We start from the raw sequence: 21,841 nt of genomic DNA, 5'->3' as shown, positions 1-21,841 counted from the left end.
CGGCGCACACCCCATAGCGCGCAAAACGGCACGCACAATGCCGGCACGGCCATCGCGTCGATCCTGCCGCGCTGAAAAGCCACGAAGTCTGCTCGACAAGCGCGACGAGGGTGGACGGAACGATAATCGCCCGATCTCGCGCCTAAAGCGGTAGCGCTTTGACGCAGGTCAATGTCCAATCGCCCTGTGGTCCTATGCTTCAACCAAGTCGTTGTGAGAGGAAGCATGTCATGGCGATCATTCATCTGCCGGCCGCGAACGCGCAGCAGTCCGCGGCTCCGGACACATCATCGAAAGCGCCGGCGCCACCTCCCGTCAAACCTGAGAAGAAATTCAAGCTCAAGCGGTATCTGACCATCGCGGTCGTGGTGGTCGGGCTCGGCCTCGCCGCCGGCGGCGGTTACCTCTACTGGAAACAGCAGACTGCCAGCGCCTTGCCGGAGGGCATCGTCAGCACCAACGGTCGCGTCGAGGCAACTCAGGTCGACATCGCGACCAAGATCGCCGGTCGGGTGATCGAGATCATGCCCCACGAGGGGGACATCGTAGAGGCAGGGAGCATTGTCGCCAGGATCGATCAGGCCGAGCTCGAAGCTGGACTGCGTCAGGCGAAAGCCGAGGCACAACGTGCGCGGCAATCGCTCGCGGCGGCACAAGCCCTTGTCAAGAGCCGTGAGGCCGAACTGACCTTTGCCAATCAGGAACTCGAACGCGCCATACAGTTGCTGGATAGAGGCTATGGAACGGTCGAAAAGGTCGACCAGCGGAGGCAGGAGGCAGACAGTGCGACCGCGGCGCTCAGGGCGGCAAGCGCGCAGGTTGATGAGGCCCGTGCCGCGGTCGCGGCGGACGATGCGCAGGTCGACCGACTGGGGACGAACCTCGCAGACGCGACGATCATCTCGCCCGTACGGGGCAGAGTGCAGTACAGGCTCATCGAGCCGGGAGCAGTATTGAACGCAGGCGGACGCATTGCCACTGTGCTCAACCTATCGGACGTCTATATGACGATCTTTCTCCCGGCTAGTGTCGCTGGCCGGCTCGCGATTGGCGACGAGGCGCGTGTAGTGGTCGATGCCGTTCCGGAATTCGTCTTTCCGGCCGCCGTCTCGTTCGTTGCGCCCGAATCGCAGTTCACTCCGAAGACGGTGGAGACCCAGTCGGAGCGCGAACAGCTCTATTTCCGGGTGAAGCTCCACGCGCCATCCGATTTGCTCAAAGGGCTTGAAGAGCAGGTCAAAGCGGGCCTGCGCGGCATGGGCTATGTTCGGGTCGATCCGGCGGCCGTCTGGCCCGCCAAGCTCGCTGTCAGGCTTCCGCCGCAATGAACGGGGCGAAGGACCAACGCTCAGGCACTGAGCTTGCCGCATCGCTCGCGAGTGTCTCGCACCGTTACGGCAAGACCGTCGCCCTCGACAATGTGACGGTGGAAATCCCGGGCGGCTGCATGGCAGGGCTCATCGGCCCTGACGGCGTTGGCAAGTCTACTTTACTGGGCCTGGTCTCGGGCGTGCGGAAGATCCAGACAGGATCGGTGTCGGCGCTTGGCGGGGATATGTGTGACGGAGCGCACCGTCGGCGCAGCTATGCGCGCGTGGCCTATATGCCGCAAGGGCTGGGCCGAAATCTCTACCCGACGCTCAGCGTGTTCGAGAACCTCGATTTCGTAGGCAGGTTGTTTGGCCAGTCGGCCGCCGAGCGGAAGGCGCGCATCGACGATCTCTTGCGTAGTACCGGTCTCGACCCATTTCCGGATAGGCCGGCCGGCAAGCTTTCTGGCGGCATGAAGCAGAAGCTGTCGCTATGCGGTGCGCTGATTCACGATCCGGACCTTCTGATACTCGATGAACCGACGACCGGAGTCGACCCGCTGTCGCGCCGGCAGTTCTGGGAGCTGATCGATCGCATCCGCGCGCGCCGGCCGCAGATGAGTGTCATAGTGGCGACAGCCTACATGGAGGAAGCCGACCAGTTCGCCTGGCTGGCCGCCATGGATGCCGGCCACGTGATCGCAACGGGCTCGCCTGCCGAAATCAAGGGACGCACCGGCGCCAAGACCCTCGAGGAAGCGTTTATTTCCCTTCTACCCAGGGAAAAACGGGGGGAGCACAAGGGCCTCACTATACCGCCTCGCGCGCCGCAATCCGGGCCGCCGGCAATCGGGGCCGAAGGGCTGACTAAGCAATTCGGTCCGTTCGTAGCCGTCGATCACGTGAGCTTCCGCATCGAAAAGGGCGAGATTTTCGGATTTCTCGGCTCCAACGGCTGCGGCAAATCCACGACAATGAAGATGCTCACCGGTCTGCTGCCTGCATCCGAAGGCACAGCATCCCTGCTCGGTCGATCGGTGGATGGGCAAGACATTGAGACGCGCCGGCGGGTCGGCTACATGTCGCAGGCGTTCTCGCTCTACACCGAGCTTACGGTTCGGCAGAACCTTGTCTTGCATGCGAAGCTCTTCGACCTGCCCCCGGCCGAGCAGGGCCCGCGCGTCGAAGAAATGCTCGACCGGTTCGGGCTCAGAGAGGTGGCCGACACCTCACCGGAGAGCCTTCCCCTCGGCATACGTCAGCGCCTGCAGCTCGCAGTCGCTGTGCAGCACCGCCCCGAGGTGCTTATCCTTGATGAACCGACATCCGGTGTCGATCCGGTCGCTCGTGACCAGTTCTGGGAGAATTTGATCGATCTCTCTCGCAAGGACGGCGTGACGATCTTTCTTTCCACACATTTCATGAACGAGGCGGAGCGTTGCGATCGCGTGTCGCTGATGCATGCTGGCAAGGTGTTGGCGGCGGACACTCCGCGGGCGCTTACTGAGGTCCGCCACTCCGAGACGCTCGAAGAGGCATTTATCGCCTACCTCGAGGACGCGACCGCCGCCAGCAAGAAGCCGCCGATAGCGGGCGAGGCTAAAGTCGCACGGAATATGGCCGCTTACACATCCGCCCCGACTAGCGGCTCCGGTTTCAGCCTTGCCCGGTTATGGGCCTGTGCGCGCCGGGAAGCCGTCGAAATCATGCGCGATCCGGTGCGCATCGCCTTCGCGCTACTCAGCCCCGTGCTCCTGATGTTCGCGTTCGGATACGGCATCTCATTTGACGTCGAGCATTTACGGTTCGCAGTCTTGGACCAGAACCGGTCGCTCGAAAGCAGGGAGTTTCTGGAAAGCTTCGAAGGCTCACGCTTCTGGAGCCGGCAGCCCGATATCATCGCGCCCGACCAGATACAGAACCGCCTGCGTAGCGGCGAATTGAAATTTGCGATCGAAATCCCGCCTCTCTATGGCAGCGATCTTCTGAGGGAACGCCGCCCGGAGATCGGGATCTGGATCAACGGAGACATGCCGAACAGGGCCGAAACCACGCGCACTTATCTGGGCGGACTGACACTCGATTATCTGGCCAAGCTCGCCGTGCGTCACTTGGGCAGCGCCTCTGCCTTGCCCAGCACCAGCACCGAGCCGTCGGCCCTGCCCATCAATTTGGAAACGCGCTTCCGCTATAATCAATCCCTGAAAAGCGTGTACTCGATGGTACCCAGCGTCATCATGATGATGCTGATCCTGATACCAGCCATCATGACCGCGCTCGGCGTCGTGCGCGAAGTCGAAACCGGATCGATCGCCAATTTTCGCTCCACGCCGCTGACCAGCCTGGAGTTCCTCCTCGGAAAGCAGGTGCCGTATCTGGTTATCGGTCTCATCAGTTTCGCGACCCTGATTGCGCTGGCCCTGTTCGTGTTCACCGTGCCCGTCACCGGCTCGTGGTTGGCCCTGATCGTTGGCGCTTTCGTCTATCTCGGGGCCTCCACCGCGTTTGGCCTGGTGGTGTCGACCCTCACCCGCACTCAGGTCGCCGCAGTCTTTGCCACCTCGGTCATAGCGTTGATTCCGACGTCACAGTTCTCCGGGCTGTTGGTTCCCGTCTCATCTTTGTCCGGTGCTGGACGCGCCATCGGCCTCGCATTCCCGGCGTCGTGGTTCCAGCAGATAAGCATGGGCACATTCAGCAAGGGGCTCGGATTCGGGGACCTTTGGCTCAACCATCTGGTGCTTGCAGGTTTCGTCCTCTTCTTCATCACGGCGGCAAGCCTGATCCTCAGGAAACAGGAGTCGTGATGCGCACGCGGCTGATCAACATCCTATCGCTTGGCGTCAAGGAACTGTACAGCATCCGGGCCGATCCAATCATGCTGGTGCTGATCATCTACACCTTCAGCTATGCGGTGTATGCGGTGGCGACCGGCGCCAAGCTCGAGGTGCATAACGTCTCCGTCGCTATCGTCGATGAGGACCATTCGGAGATCTCGCGGCGCATCAAGGAAGCGATCCTGCCGCCATTCTTCAAGGAGCCGCAAGAAATCTCGGCCAACGAAATCGGGCCGGTTATGGATTCCAACCGTTTCATCTTCGTCATTGAGATCCCGCCGAAATTCGAATCCGACCTGGTCTCGAATCGCAGGCCAAATATAGGGATCAACGCCGACGCAACCGCGGTCGCGATCGCCGGCAACGGCTCAGGCGATCTGCAGCAGATCATAGGCCAGCAGGTTCTGACCCACCTGAGCAGTGCCCGTGGATCGGCCGACCTCCCGGTCAATTTCGTCACCCGCGTCATGTTCAACCCGAACCTGTATTCGCACTGGTTCACGTCGGTGATGCAGATCATCAACAACATCACAATGCTGTCGGTCATATTGACGGGCGCCGCCTTGATCCGCGAACGCGAACACGGCACCATCGAGCACCTGCTCGCCATGCCGGTGACGCCAAACGACGTCATGCTCGCCAAGATTTGGGCGAACAGCCTCATCATCATCGTCGCAGCCGCATTGTCGGTGAAGGTCATGGTACAAATGGTGCTCCAGGTCCCGATTGCGGGATCGCTCTGGCTGTTCCTGGCCGGAGCACTGCTGTACCAGTTCTCGGTGACGGCCCTCGGCATCCTGATCGCCACCTTCACCACGTCAATGGCGCAGTTCGGGCTCTTGTGCATCCCGATCCTCGTCATCCTGCAGCTGCTTTCGGGTTCCAGCACGCCACTCGAGACGATGCCGGTCTGGCTGCAGAACATCATGCAGATCGCTCCCACGACGCATTTCGTCAGCTTCGCACAGGCTGTGCTCTATCGTGGGGCCGACATCAGGATTGTGTGGCCGCAACTCGTGGCGCTGGTTGTCATTAGCGGTGTGATCTTCGCCGTCTCGGGCCTGCGTTTCCGCCGGACCCTCGTCGCCAGCCAGTAGCCAGCCAGTAGCCAGCCGGCGAGTGAGCCAAGAGCGCAGAACTTCGACGTCTATCGTAGGCAGCGACCGGTGGCTCACGGACGAGAGCTGCCCCTGTCCTCCGTTTGGTTGCCTCTGCCGGGTCTGCCGTTGCTGTTTTCGTCCGCCAGCTGCTTTTGCGCCTTTTCCAGCGCTCTCAATGCGTCCTGGTCAAGATCGGGAAATTTCGGGTCGAGCTCCTCCAGCCGGTCGACGATCGCCGCGGCGATGACAAGGCGCGAGAACCATTTGTTGTCGGCGAGCACCACATACCACGGTGCATGTTTGGTCGCGGTGCTACGGATTGCATCCTCGTACGCGTCCATAAAGTCGGTCCAATGTTGTCGTTCCGCAACGTCGCCGACTGCGCACTTCCATCGCTTGTCCGGCTCTTTCATGCGGTTCCAGGAAGCGACGGCGCTGCTCGTCCCTAGAGACGTGGAGGAAGAATTTCAGGATGGCGGTGCCGTTGCGCGCCAGATGGCGTTCGAAGTGGCGGATGCTGTTGAAGCGGTCCTCCCAGAGATCGTCATCGACCAGCTCCGGCGGCAGTCCCTGTTTGTCCAGCAGCTCGCGGTGGACCCGAGCGACCAGGACCTCCTCGTAGTACGAACGGTTGAAGATACCGATCCTGCCGCGCTCCGGCAACGCGCAGGTTGTCCGCCACAGGAAATCGTGGCGGAGCTCGGTGAGGCTTGGAGTCTTGAACGCGGTCACGTGGCAACCCTGCGGATTGACGCCGGACATGACGTGCTCGATAGCGCTGTCCTTGCCTGCCGCGTCCATGGCCTGCAGGATGATGAGCAGCGACCAGCGTGCCTCGGCATAGAGCCGCTCCTGAAAGCCGCGTAGCCGCTTCACGCCGGCGCCGAGCAGCTGCTGCGCTAAGTCCTTTTCAATGTCGAGGCCGAGCGTGTCGTTCGGATCGTAGTCAGCAAGAGGGAACTTGTGCCCGTCCTTCACTCGAAACCGTTTGACTATGTCACCAGGCCCCATCGTCAGTGCCTTCCCGTACGCATCATGTCGAACCTTGCTTAGCCGAGCATACAGTTTTTGCCTGAGCCGCGTGAACAGCTCGAGGCGCGCAGCGCAGTGGCACACCGGCTCGATTGTGGATCGTTTTTGGGGGAAGCTGGCCGAATGTCATCTTAGCGTGGAAAGTTCTGCGCGGCACGGTTCTGCGAAGGCACGCAGGATGTCGTGCGTGACAAGCCCATCCGCTGTCGCGGCCTGCGGCGAGGCCGGTGGCACTTGGTAGGTCTCGATGATGCCCTCCAGAACTGCCTCCGCAGCTCTAATCGTAGGGGGCGTGGCGAAAAGGCAAAGTTTGCTCATTGTGGCATACATCGGAACCAGCTTTGCCGGGCTATCCAAGCCATCCTGAACTATTGCATCGACAAAGATGTGCGACGCCTGGTCCACAAACTCGGCGAACAGCCGCGACGCGTGGCCACCTTGTTGAGGCGCTCCGCGCGGTCTTGGTGTAGCTGGGTGAGCCAGGTTGTGCCGAACGAAGCCAGAGCGCCGATTGCGGAGCCGGCTAGCGCCGAAATGTAGGCTGGGTTCATTTCCACGTAAATCCTCGTTTCCCGCGGTAGGCGCTCGCAGGCCCGCGACCTTTTATGACAAGCCGGCTTAATTTTGAGCATGTTCCCGGAAACAGCGATGTACTGCTTTGATCTTTGATCCCAATCAAGGTGAGGCGAATCCCCCTTGTGCATCATTGCTAAAATCGTCGTTAGGAGGAAGTCATGCCAGAGCAAAGCGCCATGCAGTCTTACCTGAGCTGGACGAAGGAGCGAATCGACGAGATGGATGCCACATTGGCGTCGCGTGAAGCCATCGCCAGCCAAGTGAAGGCCGATTCGAAGGCAAAGGCCGAACAACTGGCCGACGACTTGAGGAAGCGGCGCGATGAGTTCCAAGCCAAAGTCAAGGCACAGGCTCAAGCGGGTGAAGCCGCCATGCAGGCCGGTAAAGCTCAGCTGGAAGCGCAGTGGCAGGGCTTCGAGGCGCAGGTCAATACTTATTTCCAGACCGTCGGCAAGCAGATCGAACAGCAACAGGCCACTTTCCAGCAGGTTGCCGCTGCGCAAGCGAAAGCCTGGCGCGAGGCGGCGGATAAGCTGCATGCCGAAGCCAGCAAGGTCGCCACGGCAAGGCGCGCCGACATCGATGCTGCGCTGGAGCAGATGAGGGCGGATGCGGCGGATGCGGAGGCACGATTGCAGACGCTGAAACAGGCGGGGAGCGACTCCTGGGTGGCGCTGAGCGCGGCCTTGGCAGAGGCGCGCAAAGCCTTCGACCGTGCAAACCGGGTGGTTTGGGACGCATTCAAGCGCGCCTCTCCCCCGAAATCCTGACCCGACTTGACGCGCTCGCGCCCTAGGTCAATGTTGCCGCTATGGCCGCTGATGTGGTCGTGTCCGCGCGAGTTGGTTGCAAGACGAACTCTCTGCTGTACAGCGAGAGCGGTTGGCGGTGTCTCCCGCGCCGCCGCAGTCGGTGCCTCCCGGCCGCGCCGAGCCTGTCGACGACACGGCGGACGAACGAGAATTGCGTGATCAGCTAAGCCAGTTGGCAAACGAGGTCACCGATTTGTTCCAGGAAACCGAAAAAACATCGCCCTGCGTCCCGCCCAGGTGTCATCGGCGTGCTGCTTGTCGGGATATTGATCGGGCGGCTGCTGGGAAGGCGCTGAGGAGCGGCACTATGATCGACCATCTTCTTCGCGACCTCCGGGTGCTGCGGAAAGCGGATCTTCTTATCGGGAAGATTTGGCTGAACGTTCTGCTGCGCCGATTTGGCTTAGTTGCATTTACAGGTCTGATTGCGGTGTTCGGGCTTGGAATGGCAAACGTTGCCGGCTTTTACGCCTTGCAGGCTTCCGTTGGGCCAGTTTGGGCCGCCGCCATCATCGCGCTGATCGACATTGTGATCGCGGCAGTGGTCCTGTTGGTCGCCGGCAAGTCACACCCTGGACCGGAACTTGATCTGACTTTCCAGGTCCGCAACATGGCTGTCGAGTCTATTGAAACGGATGCGCGCGACTTCAAGCTCGCGCTCGATGCCCTGGGCGAGGAAGTGAAGAACGTCAGGGCCAGCATCACGCAGCTGGTGCAGCATCCACTGTATACTGCCGCACAGAAGCTGCTCATCCCCGCAGCCTTATCGGTTCTACGAGGAATGGGGGACGACATGTCGGAGATCACCGGCTGCAAATGGGCTGTCAAAGTTCAGGTCGGGGCTGCCGGCAAGACTTCGACCAAAGGATATGTGAATGGAGTCGCGAGATGAATACGGCACCCGCACGACCTCCGTCCGATAGTTGGTAGACAGCATGCGCGAAATACTGCCGACTGATGCTGACCTCCCAGGGTTGCCGACGGACGACGACTGGCGCCGGCTACAGTTCACCACGATGCTGTACTATCTCCATGAAACCAACCCGGACAACGGGCTGGTTCGCGACAAGACGGAACCGAATACCCCGGCAAGCATCGCCGCAATCGGCATGGCGCTGGCCGCGACCCCCGTCGGTGTCGAACGCGGCGTCATTATCCGCGAATTTGCGGCGAAGATCACCCGCAAGGTACTGCGATACTTGGTGGAACTTCCGCAGGGACCAGAGCCGGACGCCTCCGGCTACAAAGGCTTCTTCTATCATTTCCTGGGCATCGAAACCGGTCGCCGCGTCTGGCAGTGCGAGCTATCGACGATCGACTCGGCGTTTCTATTCGCAGGTGCCCTGACGGTCGCGACCTACTTCGATCGGGACACGCCGGACGAGGCCGAAATCCGTCAGCTCGCCACTGAGCTCTACGAGCGCGCCGACTGGAACTGGGCCTGCGACGGCGGTGCGACCCTCACGCATGGCTGGCGCCCGGAAAGCGGGTTCATCCCGCATCGCTGGCGCGGGTACGATGAAGGCCTGCTGCTTTACCTTCTCGGCCTGGGCTCGCCGACCCATCCGCTGCCGCCCGAGAGCTACGCCGCCTATACCGAAACCTACCAGTGGAAAGAGATCTACGGTCGCGAACTGCTCTATTCGGGACCGCTCTTTACCCATCAGCTGTCGCATATGTGGGTCGATTTTCGCGGCATCCGCGACGCCTTCATGCGGCAGCACGACAGCGACTATTTCGAGAACAGTCGGCAGGCGACGTTCGTGCAGCAGGAATATGCAATCCGCAACCCGATGAATTGGGTCGGCTACGGGGAATATTGCTGGGGATTCACCGCGTGCGACGGGCCCGGCTGGGTCACGCGGGAGATCAACGGCGTCAAACGGGAGTTCTTCGATTACATCGCTCGCGGCGCTCCCTTCGGCCCCGACGACGGGACAGTGGCCCCCTGGGTTGTCGTCGCTTCGCTGCCCTTCGCACCGGAGATCATCATCCCTACGGCTCGCAACTTCGCCCGGTTGAACCTTGGCATGACGCATCTCTACGGATTCAGGCCGTCATTCAACCAGTCGTTTCCGGTGGAGGATAGTCCCGCCGGGTGGTGGGTAACGCCCTATCACTTCGGCATCGACCAGGGACCGGTCGTGCTGATGGTCGAAAACTACCGCACGGGCCTGCTCTGGAACATCATGCGCCGCTGTTCGCCGATAGCGGCCGGGTTATGCAAGGCGGGTTTCACGGGAGGGTGGCTGGAACAGGGACAAAGTTGACCCTCCTCTGCCTCGAGCCCTCCTGCCAGGCAAGCTGCCCCGGCCGAAATCGCGTCCGGTTCAGGCTCCATGTCCACCGACCATCGTCACCGTACTCAAGGATCGCGTGGAAGAGTTCACGTGCTCCAGAGACCTCCCCGTGGTGGATCCACGCGATCGAACGTTTGGAAAGTAGGTGCAGGACTTTGGGGAATTCTTCCGAACCCAGCGTCGTCTCAACCCTATCCAGGAACCGCGGTTCAACGAGAGGAAGCGCCAGCCGTTCTTCGATAAATCGGGCGGTCACCGAAACAACTGTCAAGGCGGCGAAGACGCCGATGTAAAAAACGGTTTGCCGAATGAATTCACTGGTCTGACGATCGGCAATCGCCGTCATGAAGGTTCGTCCGACGTAGTTGTTGACCACGTTCAGGCCGCTTAACCCGCACAACAGTGTGAAAAGCCCCGCAAACATCAACTGGGCCTTCCAGCCGACTTCAGATCTCGTGAAGGTTCCGATCGCGCGCACGAAGTGACCCGCGGTCACCTTGAGCGGAATTTTCTGCTGGTCCATGTCATTTCCTTCGCAAGCTCAAAGACTTACAACTCCTGGTCCGGTACCCGCGGTAGCGCACCCGGCCCGCGAGGTGGCGGGCAGTCATTTGCATTCCAGACGCATGATCCTGCGTGCCGCGCCTGCCTTGCTCACTGGACTGGGTTGCGAGGGCACCGAACGGCTTGGCCAAGGTGGGAATGGGATGGTCAGCTGCGAAAGCAGTTTGCCGTGGGCGACCCGCGTCGCCACGATGTTCCCGGATGGTAGCTCATCGTGGGAGCCTCCCGTCTATTCCCCGTTCTGCGCCCTCACGGGGAGCATCGTAACCGCAAGGTCAGAATTAGCTTTGACTTGTGTCATGATGACGCGAAGGGACCATCGCAACGATCCAGAAGTTCGAGGCGCCAGGTGGGGCGCCTGCCGGCATGCAACGGCAGGACAACGCCGGAACCAAGCATCGACAAAGCCACACTGCCTGATGTGGCCGAAAAGGGTGTCTCTTCCCTCATCAAGGCGGACGGGATCGGCGATCTCTACCGGCTTTACGCGATCTCGAAGCGCGACGGCATCGACTACGACTACATCGAAATACCGGCCGACTTCACTGTCGAAGCAAAAAAGCCCGTTCGACAACAGGTACATGCGTGCGTTGTACGAAGAGGGCTATGAAATGGGTCGCAACGGCGTACCGTGGAATGAAGCGCCACCCGGATTTTCGAGGTGAGCTGATCCCGATGGCATCGTTCAGGGCCGGCTGCCCGACCTTGCAACCAGGTTCCGATTTACGCCGCATGAGCACGCTTCGCCTCCGGCCCGGAAACGAGTCATCTTTGCGCCGGCAACCCGACTGCGAGCGGCCCGCACCGGCCAATGTCCGCAGGATATCAGCGGCGTTCTGACAGATTTCATGCGTGCGCTCGAGCGTCGACAGGATGTTGACGGCAGCATCGTAACGATCAGCGGTTAGGCGTAGGGCCAGATATCGACCAATAGGCATAGCTGATCGGCCGCTGCGTCCTGAGGCCGGAGCCCGACGCCACGATGGCGCCGAGCAACTCGTCCAATTCCACACTGCCCATCACCAGCGCCGATACCCTGCCAGAAATGGCTAATTCGACGGAGCGAGCTGCTGCGGCATGACGCGCGCAACGGGCTTGACCACCACCGCATCCAAGGCACCTACGCTGCCTCGGTTGTGGTGCGGATTTTCGCGTCCGGTCCGACGAAGAGTGGCTTGAGCAAGCCTTGCTGGTGGGACCTCAGCGGCTGCAGCGACGCTTCCCGCCTCCTTCACGAAGCTTCGTAGCGATCATGCAGCCTTCATTGGGCAGCCGCTTGGCCCTCGCTGTCGCGGGGGGCCTTTTGCTTCGCGAGGCAACGCCATGACCCGCAGGGTACATATCCCCGTGCTGGCTGCCCCTGCATCCAAAGCGCCTGAGACTCCCGGCAGCACTTGGCATGGTCGTGAGCATGCGCCAGGGGTGGCGCGCGGGCCGCGCCGGCGTAGGTCTCCGTGGGAACTTCGCTTCTTACGGGGATGAGCCGCCGCACACGGATGTCTGTTGCGCAAAGGCGTCGGCGTTGCGTCCCGCCTCGTCGGTCCGCGCCGCCGCATCGTCCGGCGCACACCCCATAGCGCGCAAAACGGCGCGCACAATATCCGGCACGGCCATCGCGTCGATCCTGCCTGCGCTGAAAAGCCACGAAGCCTGCTCGACAAGCGCGACGACGATGCGGACGGCGAGGTCAACCGATCCAATCGCCAGCAGGCCGGCTGACTGGGCATCGGCCAGATCCCCCCGCAGGCGAGCCTGCACTGCCTGCGCGACGTCCGGTAGCATAACGGCTGCGCGGGCGGCGAGACGCGCCTGCGTCGGCGCGGCCGCCAGGTCGCGGAGCAAAATGGTCACGGCGGTGGCCATGCGGGTCAGCGGATCGGCGACGGCGAGCCGGGCGGGCTCAAATCGCTCGCTCAACTCAGCGATAAGCGCGTCACCCAGTTCTGCCTCCAGAGCCTGAAGGTCTCGAAAGTGCAGGTAAAAGGTTCCCTTGGCCAGCCCTGCGGCTTGGGTCACCGCCTCCACTGTCGCGGGGGATGTGTTCGGGTCGGCATAGCAGGCGCGCGCGGCTTCAAGGATCGCTGCACGCGTGCGGGCACGCTTCGCCTCACCGATTGCCGCCCGACGCTCAAGGCTGACTCGTGCCATCACCGCTCCTTTGTCAGTGCGTCAATCGCGCCCGGCCTCCAGTTCGGTCTGATCGGCAAAAGGCGGCCTCGGCAGAATTCCTCTTTTCATCTCCGGTCGAATCGGGAGCTTTTGATAATCCTAGCCGCGCACGTTGCACCGTCAATGCTCTGTCCGCGAACGCAATCCCGTCTCTCGGGCCACGTTGACCAGACCTGGTGGATGACCGCCGGGATCGGGTTTCTGGGCTTGAAGTACCCCGGCCTGCAACCTCGCCGGTGGTTTCCGGCCGGGAAGAGGATCGCGCGAGCTGCCGCGCGATCTCAATTTCTGTTCTGTCCAACGAGTGCACGCGACGAGGCCGTCGGAGGCGATCACCTCACTTGGCGGAGGCAAGTTCCGGAGCCTTCGCCACTCCCCGGTGAAAGTTGCGATCCAGCACTGACCCAAGGGCGCCGCTCAACGCGGCCAGCGGATCCTGGGAAGCTCCGACATGACGCCAGCAGACTACCCGGTCGGGCCTCACCAACACCGCACCTTTTTCCGAGATACCACGGAACTGTGCCCAGGCCAGACGCGGATCGAACAAGTCACCATCGATATGACCGATCCGGACCGTATCGATCGGTAGGTCGTTCTCCGCGATAAGCTTCGCTGCCGCGGCGCACCAATTCTGCCCTTCTTCGCCAGCGATCAGCAGGAAACGGCCCGGTTTGACGAGCTCCTTCATGGGCAACCGCCGCCCGGCCTCATCGTCGACCCAGGCATGAGGCAACGGGCTGCCGGGATAAGTGCTCGGCTGGTAGACGCGGATGTCGTCGATCGGCTCGGGCACCGGCGACCCGTCCGGGATAATTGCTGCCGACTGATAGCGGTAGCCGTACTCCACGTTCAACTCATTCGCTTCCATGCTCAGTCGTCGGATGGCGCGGAGCGCTGCGCTTCGATGCCCAGCATCTTCTGGCTTGTCGCTCAGGATGCGGCGAAACTGTGTCCAGTTCTCCTCGGCCGACGCGCCGGGATTGAGGCCGAAGGCTGCACCCGCTTCCATATGCGCCATCGAGTTCTCCATCGAACGTTGGACGTTGCGCGCATCCACGGGGCGCCTTTCGGCTTCGTAGGTGTCAAGCAGGTTCTCTCCGGCCTCGCCCTTCAACACCGCGGCCAGCTTCCAGCACAGATTGTGCGCATCCTGGATGCCGCTTGTCAGACCGAGACCACCGGTGGGCGGATGCCGATGCGCCGCGTCACCGACCAGAAACACGCGCCCGGCCCGGAACTTCAATGCCAGTACCCCTTCAAGAGCCCAGCGGGTGACCTTGTGAACAGTCATCGGCAAATCAGGGATGCCCAGTGCAATTCGCATGTTCTTTTCGATCTGCTCGTCCGTCAGATCCTTCGGGCCTTCGCCCCGATAAGTCACATGAAAGACCCACTCTTCACTGTCCGGACCCCAGTGATCCGGCCCCATCGGCACCAGCACGGCCATCTCGCCGATCGCGGGACACCAGATCCAGCGGATCAACACGTCCGGATCCCGCGCCAGCTTCGACAGGTCGGCAGAAATGTGAGCCGTTGCCGTCTGGGCGATCACACCAAGTCCTTCATGCGAGATGCCAACAAGCCGCGGAACAGTGCGACCACCGTCACAACCAAGAACGTAGCGAGCGCGGACCGTGTATTCGGCGCCCGTGTCGCGGTTCGTGACCCAAGCGGTGACGCCGTCGCCGTCCTGCTCCAGCCTGGTCAGTTCGTGGTGGAAGCGGACGTTGCCCGGATTGAGCTCATCAGCACGCGCCTTCATAATCGGCTCGAGGCGAATTTGCGGAAGATTGGCGCTGCGGCATGGGCTGGCCTGCACCCAGTTAACATTGGTGTAGCCGCAGCCCCAGGTCTCCAGCTTCGTGATCAGCCGACCGAGGTCCGGATCCGGTCCGGCGAACCCCGCGTACCAGGCCATCGCACGCATGTTCTCGGCGGGCGTACTTTTAGCAAAGATCGGTTCAGCGACGCCTACGTCATCAAGTATTTCCATCGTGCGCTGATTCAGCACGTGCGCTTTTGGCAGGATCGACGTCGTGGGCAACGCGCTCACAAGGAGCGTCTCGATGCCGAGCTGCGAGAGCAGCATCGAACAGACTAAGCCGGCCCCGCCACCGCCCACGATGAGGACCGGCACGTCGATGTCAGCAGTTTTCTCAGTAATTGCAGAGTTCATTTCCAGGCTCCTCCTCCGATGCCATGGCCGAACGAACCGCATCCGGAGCCTCCGACGTTGATCTCAGGCTGTAGCGACACGGTCGCCGTTCTGGCCTGCTCACGCCCTCATCCCGCGGATATCTGATCCTTTCCGCTCCTCTTCCAGTTTCGAATTGACTATAAGGTCATTATGACTATATAGTCAATATTGAGAGATGGCTTGGAGGAGAACCATCAGATGAAGCTGCCAGCCTTGCGCGATGTCGCGATGTCGGTTTTTCCCGGCCTCCAAGTGGAACACTCAGACTCGCGGAACGCCTCGACATGTTAATAAGACCTCGAATGAACCGGCTGGTTCTCAGAACCGTCCTCTTTGCCCTGCCCAAAGTGATGAACCTCACCGCCTCCCGCGCGCCGGCGTTCGCTGCACGGCTGAAACAGCGCGACCTCGTCGCTTGGATCGGTCTCCAGGACGGTAGCATCGGGCGTATTGTGGAAATCCGAGGCGGCAGATTCCGTTCCCATGCAGGCTCGCCGGCCGAGGCCGAAGTGGCCATGTCTTTCAAGGACGCGAAGACGGCCTTGAAGCTCCTGATGCCCAATCGCGATCAATTGGAAATCATCCACGCGGCCAAGAACTTCAAAGTCGTGACCACGGGACCAGACGATCTGGTCGTCTGGTTTACGCAGACGCTCAACATGAGTGAAACCTCGGGGCTTTCCATGGGGACGCCGATGCCCGACGGAAGCCTTCGCTACACCACCTGCACCAACGGCGGTCCCCTGTTCGTATACGTCAAGGACGGCAGGATACTGCGGGTTACTCCTATCGAGTTCGACGACAGCGACCCGTCCACCTGGGTGATCGAAGCCCGCGGGCGCAAGTTCAGCCCGCCCCGCCGCGCGCTGGTAGCCCCCCACGCTCTGACAATGAAATCGCTGGTCTATTCGGACAAGCGCATCCTTTACCCAATGAAGCGGGTGGATTTCGATCCCGATGGCGAACGCAATCCGCAGAACCGCGGAATATCCGGCTACGTGCGGATCGACTGGGACGAGGCGCTGGACATCGTCGCCAAGGAGATCAACCGGCAGAAACGCGTCCACGGGCCCGGCTCCATCACGTTCCCCATGTCGTCCCATCACCAGTGGGGAAACGTGGGCTATTACCTGAGCTCGCTGACGCGGTTCGCCAACCTGATCGGCTTCACCCGGGTCGCGGCCAATCCGGACAGTTGGGAGGGCTGGTACTGGGGCGCGATGCACCATTTCGGCAATTCAATGCGTGTCGGCGTGCCTGCGGGCTATGGCGGAGTGGAGGATTGCCTCAAGGAAGCCGAGATGATCGTCTTCTGGTCCTGCGATCCCGAAAGCACCAACGGAGCCTATGCGGGGTTCGAGGGCACCACGCGTCGTCTTTGGGCCAAGGAACTCGGCATCGAGTTCGTGCATATCGACCCGCATTGCAATCCGACAGCCCAGTTGCTGGGCGGACGCTGGTTTCCCGTTCGGCCGCAGACCGACGCGGCTCTGGCCCAGGCGATCATGTATGTCTGGGTCACGGAAGGCCTTTATGACGAGGAGTACGTCGCGACCCGCACCACCGGCTTCGACGAATGGAAGGCCTATCTGCTGGGCGAAACCGATGGCGTTCCCAAGACACCCGAATGGCAGGAGGCCGAGACCGGCATACCTGCCAGAGACGTGCGCGCCTTGGCCCGCAAGTGGGGTGGCAGGAAAGTCTATCTCGCCGTCGGCATGACCGGCACCGGCTTCGGCGGCGCAGGCCGCGGCGCTACCGGTGCGCAATGGGCCCGTTGCATGGTCATGATGATGGCGATGCAGGGCTGGGGCAAGCCGGGTATCAATTTCGGCGGTCTCCAGATTGGCGTCCCGCACGACCTGCATTTCTATTTTCCGGGCTACGCGGACGGGGGGATTTCCGGCGACCTGGCGTGGACAGGCAATGCGGTCAACAATTATCAGCGCATGCCGCACATTCTGACGATGAACCCCGTCAAGCAGATGGTGCCGCGCCAGCAACTGCCCGATGCGATCATCAATGGTCACGCCACCGGCTATCTCTGGGACGGCATGGCCCAGGAGGCCCAGTTCGCACCTTTCAGCTATCCCATGGCGGGCTACTCGCCGATACACATGATCTACCGCTACGGCGGCTCGTCGCTCAGCACCGTTACTCGATCGGGACGCTGGGTGGATGCCTATCGGCACGAGAGCGTCGAGTTCGTGGTGAACCAGTCCATCTGGATGGAGGGCGAGGCGCAGTTTGCCGATATCATACTGCCGGCCTGCACCTCGCTGGAGCGCTGGGACATAGGCGAATGGGCGAACTCCGGCGGCTACGCCCATCACGGGGTTAACGTCGTCAACCATCGCGTCATCACCCTCCAGCATAAGTGCATCGAGCCCTTGGGTGAGTCGAAGTCCGACTACGACATATTCACCGCCATCCTGACCCGCCTGGGCCTGGGAGCTGTGTTCACCGAGGGCTGCAGCGAGCTCGACTGGGTCAAGCGCGTATTCGATTCATCCGATCTGCCCGGCGAAATCTCCTGGAAGAAATTCTGTCGCAAGGGCTACTACGTCGTGCCGCCCGAAAAGCCGGAATTGCGCCAGCCCGTCGACATGCGCTGGTTTGCCGAGGGCAGGCGCAAGGATCTGCCGGAACCGGCTCCGATGCCATCCCAGTATGCCGAAGAATTCGGCATGGGCCTGCAGACCCCGAGCGGAAAACTTGAATTCGTGCCCGAGATCCTCAAGCGGAACACGGCAGACAATCCGGACCGCCCACCGGTCAATTGCTACATCCCCTCCTGGGAAGGGCTGAGCAATACCGAACTGAAGGAGCGCTATCCGCTTCAGATGATCGCCACGCATAGCCGCTACAGCTTCCACACCAGCATGGATGGCAAGAACAGCGCGGTAAATCAGGTCGAGGACCACCGTGCCTTGGTTGGAGGCCATCGCTTCTGGCTGCTGCGGCTCAACCCGGCCGATGCTGCCGCCCGGGACATTCGCCAGCGCGACCTTGTGAAAATCTTCAACGGCCGCGGCGCCGTGATCTGCGCCGCCGACATATCGCCGCTGGTGACCCCAGGCGTCGTCAAGTCCTATGAAGCCAGCGCCGAGTTCCAGCTTGTCGACGTTGCTGGGGAGACCGTCGAGGTCGGCGGCTGCCTGAACATCCTTACCCCGGACCGATCGCAGACCCGCGGAACCAGCAGCATGGCTCCCAATTCCTGCCTGGTACAGATCGAGAAGTGGCGCAACGCCGAAGCGTTCAAGTTGGATCGCGCAGCTTAGGAGGAAGCCCGTGAGCAAGTGGAACCTGATCATCAATGTCGGCCGCTGCGAGAACTGCCACAACTGCGTCATCGCGAACCGGGATGAACATGTCGGAAACGACTTCCCGGGCTACGCGGTGCCGGCCGCTGCCGTCGGCGATAACCCCATCCGCATCCTGCGACGCACGCAGGGCAGCGCGCCCATGGTGGAGACCACCTACTTGCCGGTGATGTGCAATCACTGCGATGACGCGCCCTGCATTCGTCGCGCCGGCGACGCCATCCGCAAACGCGACGATGGCATCGTCATCATCGATCCGGTGAAATCGCGCGGCCGCAAGGACATCGTCCGCTCCTGCCCCTATGGCGCAATCGTCTGGAACGAGGAGCAACAGGTACCGCAAACATGGTTCTTCGACGCCCACCTGCTGGATCAGGGCTGGCAGCAGCCCCGCTGTCAACAGGTCTGCCCGACGAACGTCTTTGAGGCGGTGAAACTCGATGACGCCGCGATGGAGAAAAAAGCAGAGAAGGAAGGGCTCAAGGTGCTCAAGCCCAACCTCGCGACCAAACCCCGCATTTGGTACCGAGGATTGGAGCGGTGGGAGACGTGTTTCATCGGTGGGAGCGTCAGCGCCGAATTTGCCGGGGTGGTCGATTGCGTTCAGGGGGCGGAGGTGACCCTTTCCTGGGGAAGCAAGCGTCTCGCGAGAGCCACGACGAACAATTTCGGCGATTTTGCCTTCGATGGTTTACGGGGTGACGGAAGCACATATCGTGTCGAAGTATCCCACGCAAATGGCAGCGTCTGGCGCGACTGCGTCCTAAGCGAAAGCATCTATCTGGGCGAATTGCGGTTGGCCCGCCCCGGCGCGGATGCGCGTGGAGGACCCGATGCTTGATAGTGATCATTGCCGCTCGGATGTGACCAATCGGCGAACAAGACGACAGGAGAGCCGGGGAACGCACGCTGCCAGCATTCTCAGTGCGGCAGAGACATTGTGCGCGCTCTATGGAATCGGGAAGTTGAACGTGTGCGACATCGCGAGCTACCTCAAGATGTCGACAGCAAATGTCTACAGGTTCTTCCCTTCCAAGCTGGCGATACACGACGCGCTTGTTGCGCGCGTGCTCGATGACAATTTTCCCCCCACGCATCCAGATTTCGGAAGGTTCACGAGTGCGCAGAGGCTCCGAGAGTTCATGCTGGGGCTGCATCGAAGTGCTCTTGCACTCATGCGGGATGAGGAAAAGCTCTTCGAGCTGCTCACGGTCGCAGACGAGGAACGCTGGACCGCCTTTGAGGCACACGTAATACGCGTGAGAGACGTCATCGCTGAATATGTCTTGGAGGGCGTCTGCGCTCAGGAATTTCGCCGACAGGACAGTCTGCGAGCCGCGGAGTGCTTTTGCGCGTCAACGGCCGCACTCTGGGAGCCGAAAGCCATCAAAAACTTCCAGTTCAGGCGCTCGCTCATCACGGCTGAAGGCTTGATTTCCTTCTGTATTGAGCCTCTCCGGAACGGGACCTTCAATGCTGAACGATGATTGCCGGCACAGGTCTGGCTGCAGTTTTTCTGGCGCCGCAAGGCGATAGAACGTGGCGGGATGCAGGATTGGCGGCGGCGCAGTTCATGCGTCCAGCCCTGAAGGCCGAACCAGAGAAAGCTCGGCAGGCTACAATTTTAAGGTGCTTTCGCTGCCGATGTTGGCCAGCGCGGATCTATTGGGAGGAAGATGACAATGCTCGCAACAACCCCCTACGATGTCGGGCGTCCGATTGTTGCTCTTCGCGACGTCGAGGCGTTCGAGCAGGTGCCACTTTCCGAGCGCGGCTTGCCGGGCAGCACCTACGAGGTGCTGGTGCGCGGCGCCGCTATCGCGCCGGATCAACCTGCCCTCTCCTTCTTTCCGCGCGTCGACGATTTCCGTGATCCCTTCGTCTGGACGCACGCGGAGCTCCTCGCTGACATCACGAGGACAGCCAATGCCCTGCGGCGGTTGGGAATAGGTCGCAACGACGTCGTCGCGTTCGTGCTGCCCAACCTGCCCGAAACGCATTTCGTAATCTGGGGCGGCGAGGCAGCGGGCATCGCCTTTGCCATCAATCCACTTCTTGAGGCGGAACAGATCTCCGAGCTTCTTGTTACCGGGAAGGCAAAATGGCTCGTCACTTTGGCCCCTTTACCGGGAACCGACATCTGGCAGAAGGCGATCAGGGCCGCCGCAAATGCGCCGGACCTGCAAGGGGTTCTGACCGTCAGTCTCGCCCCATATCTCGGCAACACCGACGCCGACGTGCCCCAGGTCCTCGACGGCGTCGCCGTTCCTGTTCTCAGTCTGCGCCAGGAGATGGCTGGAAACCCTGGAGATCGGTTGACCTTCGACGCGCCCAAGGCTGAAGACATTTCCTCGTATCTGTGCACAGGCGGCACGACCGGGCTGCCCAAGATCGCCGCGCGCACCCACTTCTCGGAAGTGTTCGATGCCTGGTCAAGCCGATCCTTCATTGGCGACGCCTTCGCGCCAGGCAAGACGATTTTCTGCGGCCTGCCGCTTTTCCACGTCAATGGGCAGTTGGTGACGGGCCTGATCCCCTGGGCGCAGGGCGCACATGTCGTCATGGGGACGCATCAGGGCTATCGCGGAGAGGGGATTATTCCGTCCTTCTGGGAGATCGTTGAACATTATCGCGTAGTGGCCTTCTCGGGCGTGCCTACTGTCTACTCCGCACTGCTGCAGGTGCCGGTCGGCGGCCGCGACATTTCGAGCGTTTGCTACGGCTTTTGCGGCGCCGCACCGATGCCCGTGGAACTGTTCCGCAATTTCGAAAAAGCGACGGGAATTCGCATTCTGGAGGCCTACGGCCTGACGGAAGGCGCCTGTGTTTCCAGTATCAATCCTCCCGAAGGCGAGCGACGCATCGGCTCTATCGGCCTGCGCCTCCCCTACCAGCAAATGGCAGTGATCAGACTTGACGATTCCGGCGGCTTCACCGGATTCGCCGGAACGGAAGAGGTCGGCGTGCTCGCGATCCATGGGCCGAACGTCTTCGCCGGCTATATCAATGCCGAACACAACAAGGGTCTTTGGCTTGAGATCGACGGCGAGCGCTGGATGAACACGGGCGATCTCGCCCGCCAGGATGCGGACGGCTATTTCTGGCTGACGGGTCGCAAGAAGGAACTCATCATCCGGGCCGGCCATAACATCGATCCCAAGCTAATCGAAAATGCAGTGCAGGATCACCCGGCGGTGCAACTCGCCGCAGCGGTTGGACGGCCCGATGAGCGTGCTGGAGAACTGCCGGTCCTCTACGTTCAGCTGAAGCCGGGAACAACGGCATCGGAGGCGGATCTGCTTGCTCATGCTGTCGGCCGAATTCCAGAGCGCGCCGCACATCCCAGATCAGTCAGGATTCTGGCCGCGCTGCCGATCACATCCGTCGGCAAGATCTTCAAACCAGCATTGTCGATGCTGGAGATCGAGGATGTCGTACGTCAGGAGGCGGCATCTGCCGGCGTGAAGCTCGAATCGCTCTCGGTTGTTCAAGACGCCCGGCTCGGGCTTCTCGCAAGAATTGCAACAGAGGGCGATTCGAGCCCTCTCCGTGAAAAGCTGGGTCGCTACGCCTTCAAGGCGCAGTTCCTCTGAAAATCAGCGAGAAGAAGAGGACGTC

At 61.3% G+C, this 21,841-nt stretch carries 16 protein-coding genes; 11 read left to right on the top strand and 5 right to left on the bottom strand.

The window, feature by feature from the left end; genetic code table 11:
- Positions 1-230: 230 nt before the first annotated feature.
- Genes BHMPCIPO_RS00210 through BHMPCIPO_RS00200 form a run of 3 tightly spaced genes read left to right on the top strand, consistent with a single transcriptional unit; the run spans position 231 to position 5,244 of the window.
- Positions 231-1,328, top strand: a complete 1,098-nt coding sequence (locus BHMPCIPO_RS00210; RefSeq protein WP_173514911.1) for an HlyD family secretion protein — start codon at positions 231-233, stop codon at positions 1,326-1,328.
- On the top strand, positions 1,325-4,117 hold the full coding sequence (gene rbbA / locus BHMPCIPO_RS00205; protein WP_173514910.1) for a ribosome-associated ATPase/putative transporter RbbA: 2,793 nt from the start codon (positions 1,325-1,327) through the stop codon (positions 4,115-4,117). Before BHMPCIPO_RS00210 ends, rbbA begins: the two co-directional genes overlap by 4 nt.
- A complete protein-coding gene (locus BHMPCIPO_RS00200; protein WP_173514909.1) occupies positions 4,117-5,244 on the top strand; it encodes an ABC transporter permease in 1,128 nt (375 codons plus the stop codon). The genes rbbA and BHMPCIPO_RS00200 overlap by 1 nt, the downstream gene beginning before the upstream one ends.
- Positions 5,245-5,318: 74 nt before the next feature.
- Here the strand turns inward: BHMPCIPO_RS00200 and BHMPCIPO_RS33585 are convergent, their stop codons facing one another.
- Together BHMPCIPO_RS33585 and BHMPCIPO_RS00195 are read right to left on the bottom strand one after the other, a co-directional pair.
- Positions 5,319-5,660, bottom strand: a complete 342-nt coding sequence (locus BHMPCIPO_RS33585; protein ID WP_312032928.1) for a polyphosphate kinase 2 family protein — start codon at positions 5,658-5,660, stop codon at positions 5,319-5,321.
- Entirely contained in the window at positions 5,560-6,258 is a 699-nt protein-coding gene (locus BHMPCIPO_RS00195) for a PPK2 family polyphosphate kinase (RefSeq protein WP_312032927.1), read from the bottom strand. Before BHMPCIPO_RS00195 ends, BHMPCIPO_RS33585 begins: the two co-directional genes overlap by 101 nt.
- Positions 6,259-7,013: 755 nt before the next feature.
- Between BHMPCIPO_RS00195 and BHMPCIPO_RS00190 the strand changes: the two genes are divergently transcribed.
- The 3 genes from BHMPCIPO_RS00190 to BHMPCIPO_RS00180 all read left to right on the top strand — a co-directional run bounded on the left by BHMPCIPO_RS00190 (position 7,014) and on the right by BHMPCIPO_RS00180 (position 9,937).
- A complete protein-coding gene (locus BHMPCIPO_RS00190; RefSeq protein ID WP_173514908.1) occupies positions 7,014-7,625 on the top strand; it encodes a sll1863 family stress response protein in 612 nt (203 codons plus the stop codon).
- Between the two features lie 349 nt (positions 7,626-7,974).
- Positions 7,975-8,559: a hypothetical protein gene (locus tag BHMPCIPO_RS00185; protein WP_173514907.1), complete on the top strand. Its 585-nt coding sequence runs from the start codon at positions 7,975-7,977 to the stop codon at positions 8,557-8,559.
- Positions 8,560-8,602: 43 nt separating this feature from the next.
- Positions 8,603-9,937 carry a glucoamylase family protein gene (locus tag BHMPCIPO_RS00180; protein ID WP_173514906.1) on the top strand — a complete coding sequence of 445 codons (1,335 nt, stop codon included), beginning with the start codon at positions 8,603-8,605 and terminating at the stop codon, positions 9,935-9,937.
- Here the strand turns inward: BHMPCIPO_RS00180 and BHMPCIPO_RS32685 are convergent.
- Positions 9,903-10,490 carry a hypothetical protein gene (locus BHMPCIPO_RS32685; protein ID WP_246304210.1) on the bottom strand — a complete coding sequence of 196 codons (588 nt, stop codon included), beginning with the start codon at positions 10,488-10,490 and terminating at the stop codon, positions 9,903-9,905. The genes BHMPCIPO_RS00180 and BHMPCIPO_RS32685 overlap by 35 nt on opposite strands.
- A gap of 390 nt (positions 10,491-10,880) precedes the next feature.
- Here BHMPCIPO_RS32685 and BHMPCIPO_RS00170 point away from each other — a divergent pair, with 390 nt between their 5' ends.
- Entirely contained in the window at positions 10,881-11,141 is a 261-nt protein-coding gene (locus BHMPCIPO_RS00170) for a hypothetical protein (protein ID WP_173514905.1), read from the top strand.
- 860 nt (positions 11,142-12,001) lie between these two features.
- Here the strand turns inward: BHMPCIPO_RS00170 and BHMPCIPO_RS00165 are convergent.
- Both BHMPCIPO_RS00165 and BHMPCIPO_RS00160 read right to left on the bottom strand, forming a co-directional pair.
- Positions 12,002-12,679: a TetR/AcrR family transcriptional regulator gene (locus BHMPCIPO_RS00165; RefSeq protein ID WP_173514904.1), complete on the bottom strand. Its 678-nt coding sequence runs from the start codon at positions 12,677-12,679 to the stop codon at positions 12,002-12,004.
- A 358-nt stretch (positions 12,680-13,037) separates the two neighbouring features.
- Positions 13,038-14,876 carry an FAD-dependent monooxygenase gene (locus BHMPCIPO_RS00160; protein WP_173514903.1) on the bottom strand — a complete coding sequence of 613 codons (1,839 nt, stop codon included), beginning with the start codon at positions 14,874-14,876 and terminating at the stop codon, positions 13,038-13,040.
- A gap of 323 nt (positions 14,877-15,199) precedes the next feature.
- Here BHMPCIPO_RS00160 and BHMPCIPO_RS00155 point away from each other — a divergent pair, with 323 nt between their 5' ends.
- The 4 genes from BHMPCIPO_RS00155 (at position 15,200) to BHMPCIPO_RS00140 (ending at position 21,816) form a co-directional block, all read left to right on the top strand.
- Entirely contained in the window at positions 15,200-18,181 is a 2,982-nt protein-coding gene (locus BHMPCIPO_RS00155; protein WP_173514902.1) for a molybdopterin-dependent oxidoreductase, read from the top strand.
- A 10-nt stretch (positions 18,182-18,191) separates the two neighbouring features.
- A complete protein-coding gene (locus tag BHMPCIPO_RS00150) occupies positions 18,192-19,064 on the top strand; it encodes a 4Fe-4S dicluster domain-containing protein (RefSeq protein WP_173514901.1) in 873 nt (290 codons plus the stop codon).
- Positions 19,057-19,710 carry a TetR/AcrR family transcriptional regulator gene (locus BHMPCIPO_RS00145; protein WP_173514900.1) on the top strand — a complete coding sequence of 218 codons (654 nt, stop codon included), beginning with the start codon at positions 19,057-19,059 and terminating at the stop codon, positions 19,708-19,710. The genes BHMPCIPO_RS00150 and BHMPCIPO_RS00145 overlap by 8 nt, the downstream gene beginning before the upstream one ends.
- 195 nt (positions 19,711-19,905) lie before the next feature.
- Entirely contained in the window at positions 19,906-21,816 is a 1,911-nt protein-coding gene (locus tag BHMPCIPO_RS00140) for an acyl-CoA synthetase (RefSeq protein ID WP_173514899.1), read from the top strand.
- Positions 21,817-21,841: the final 25 nt, after the last annotated feature.

This window comes from Ensifer sesbaniae (assembly GCF_013283665.1).
In the GTDB taxonomy this organism is placed as follows: domain Bacteria; phylum Pseudomonadota; class Alphaproteobacteria; order Rhizobiales; family Rhizobiaceae; genus Ensifer; species Ensifer sesbaniae.
Note: the sequence above shows the minus strand (reverse complement) of the source record. Positions and strands in the feature narration are given on the sequence as shown.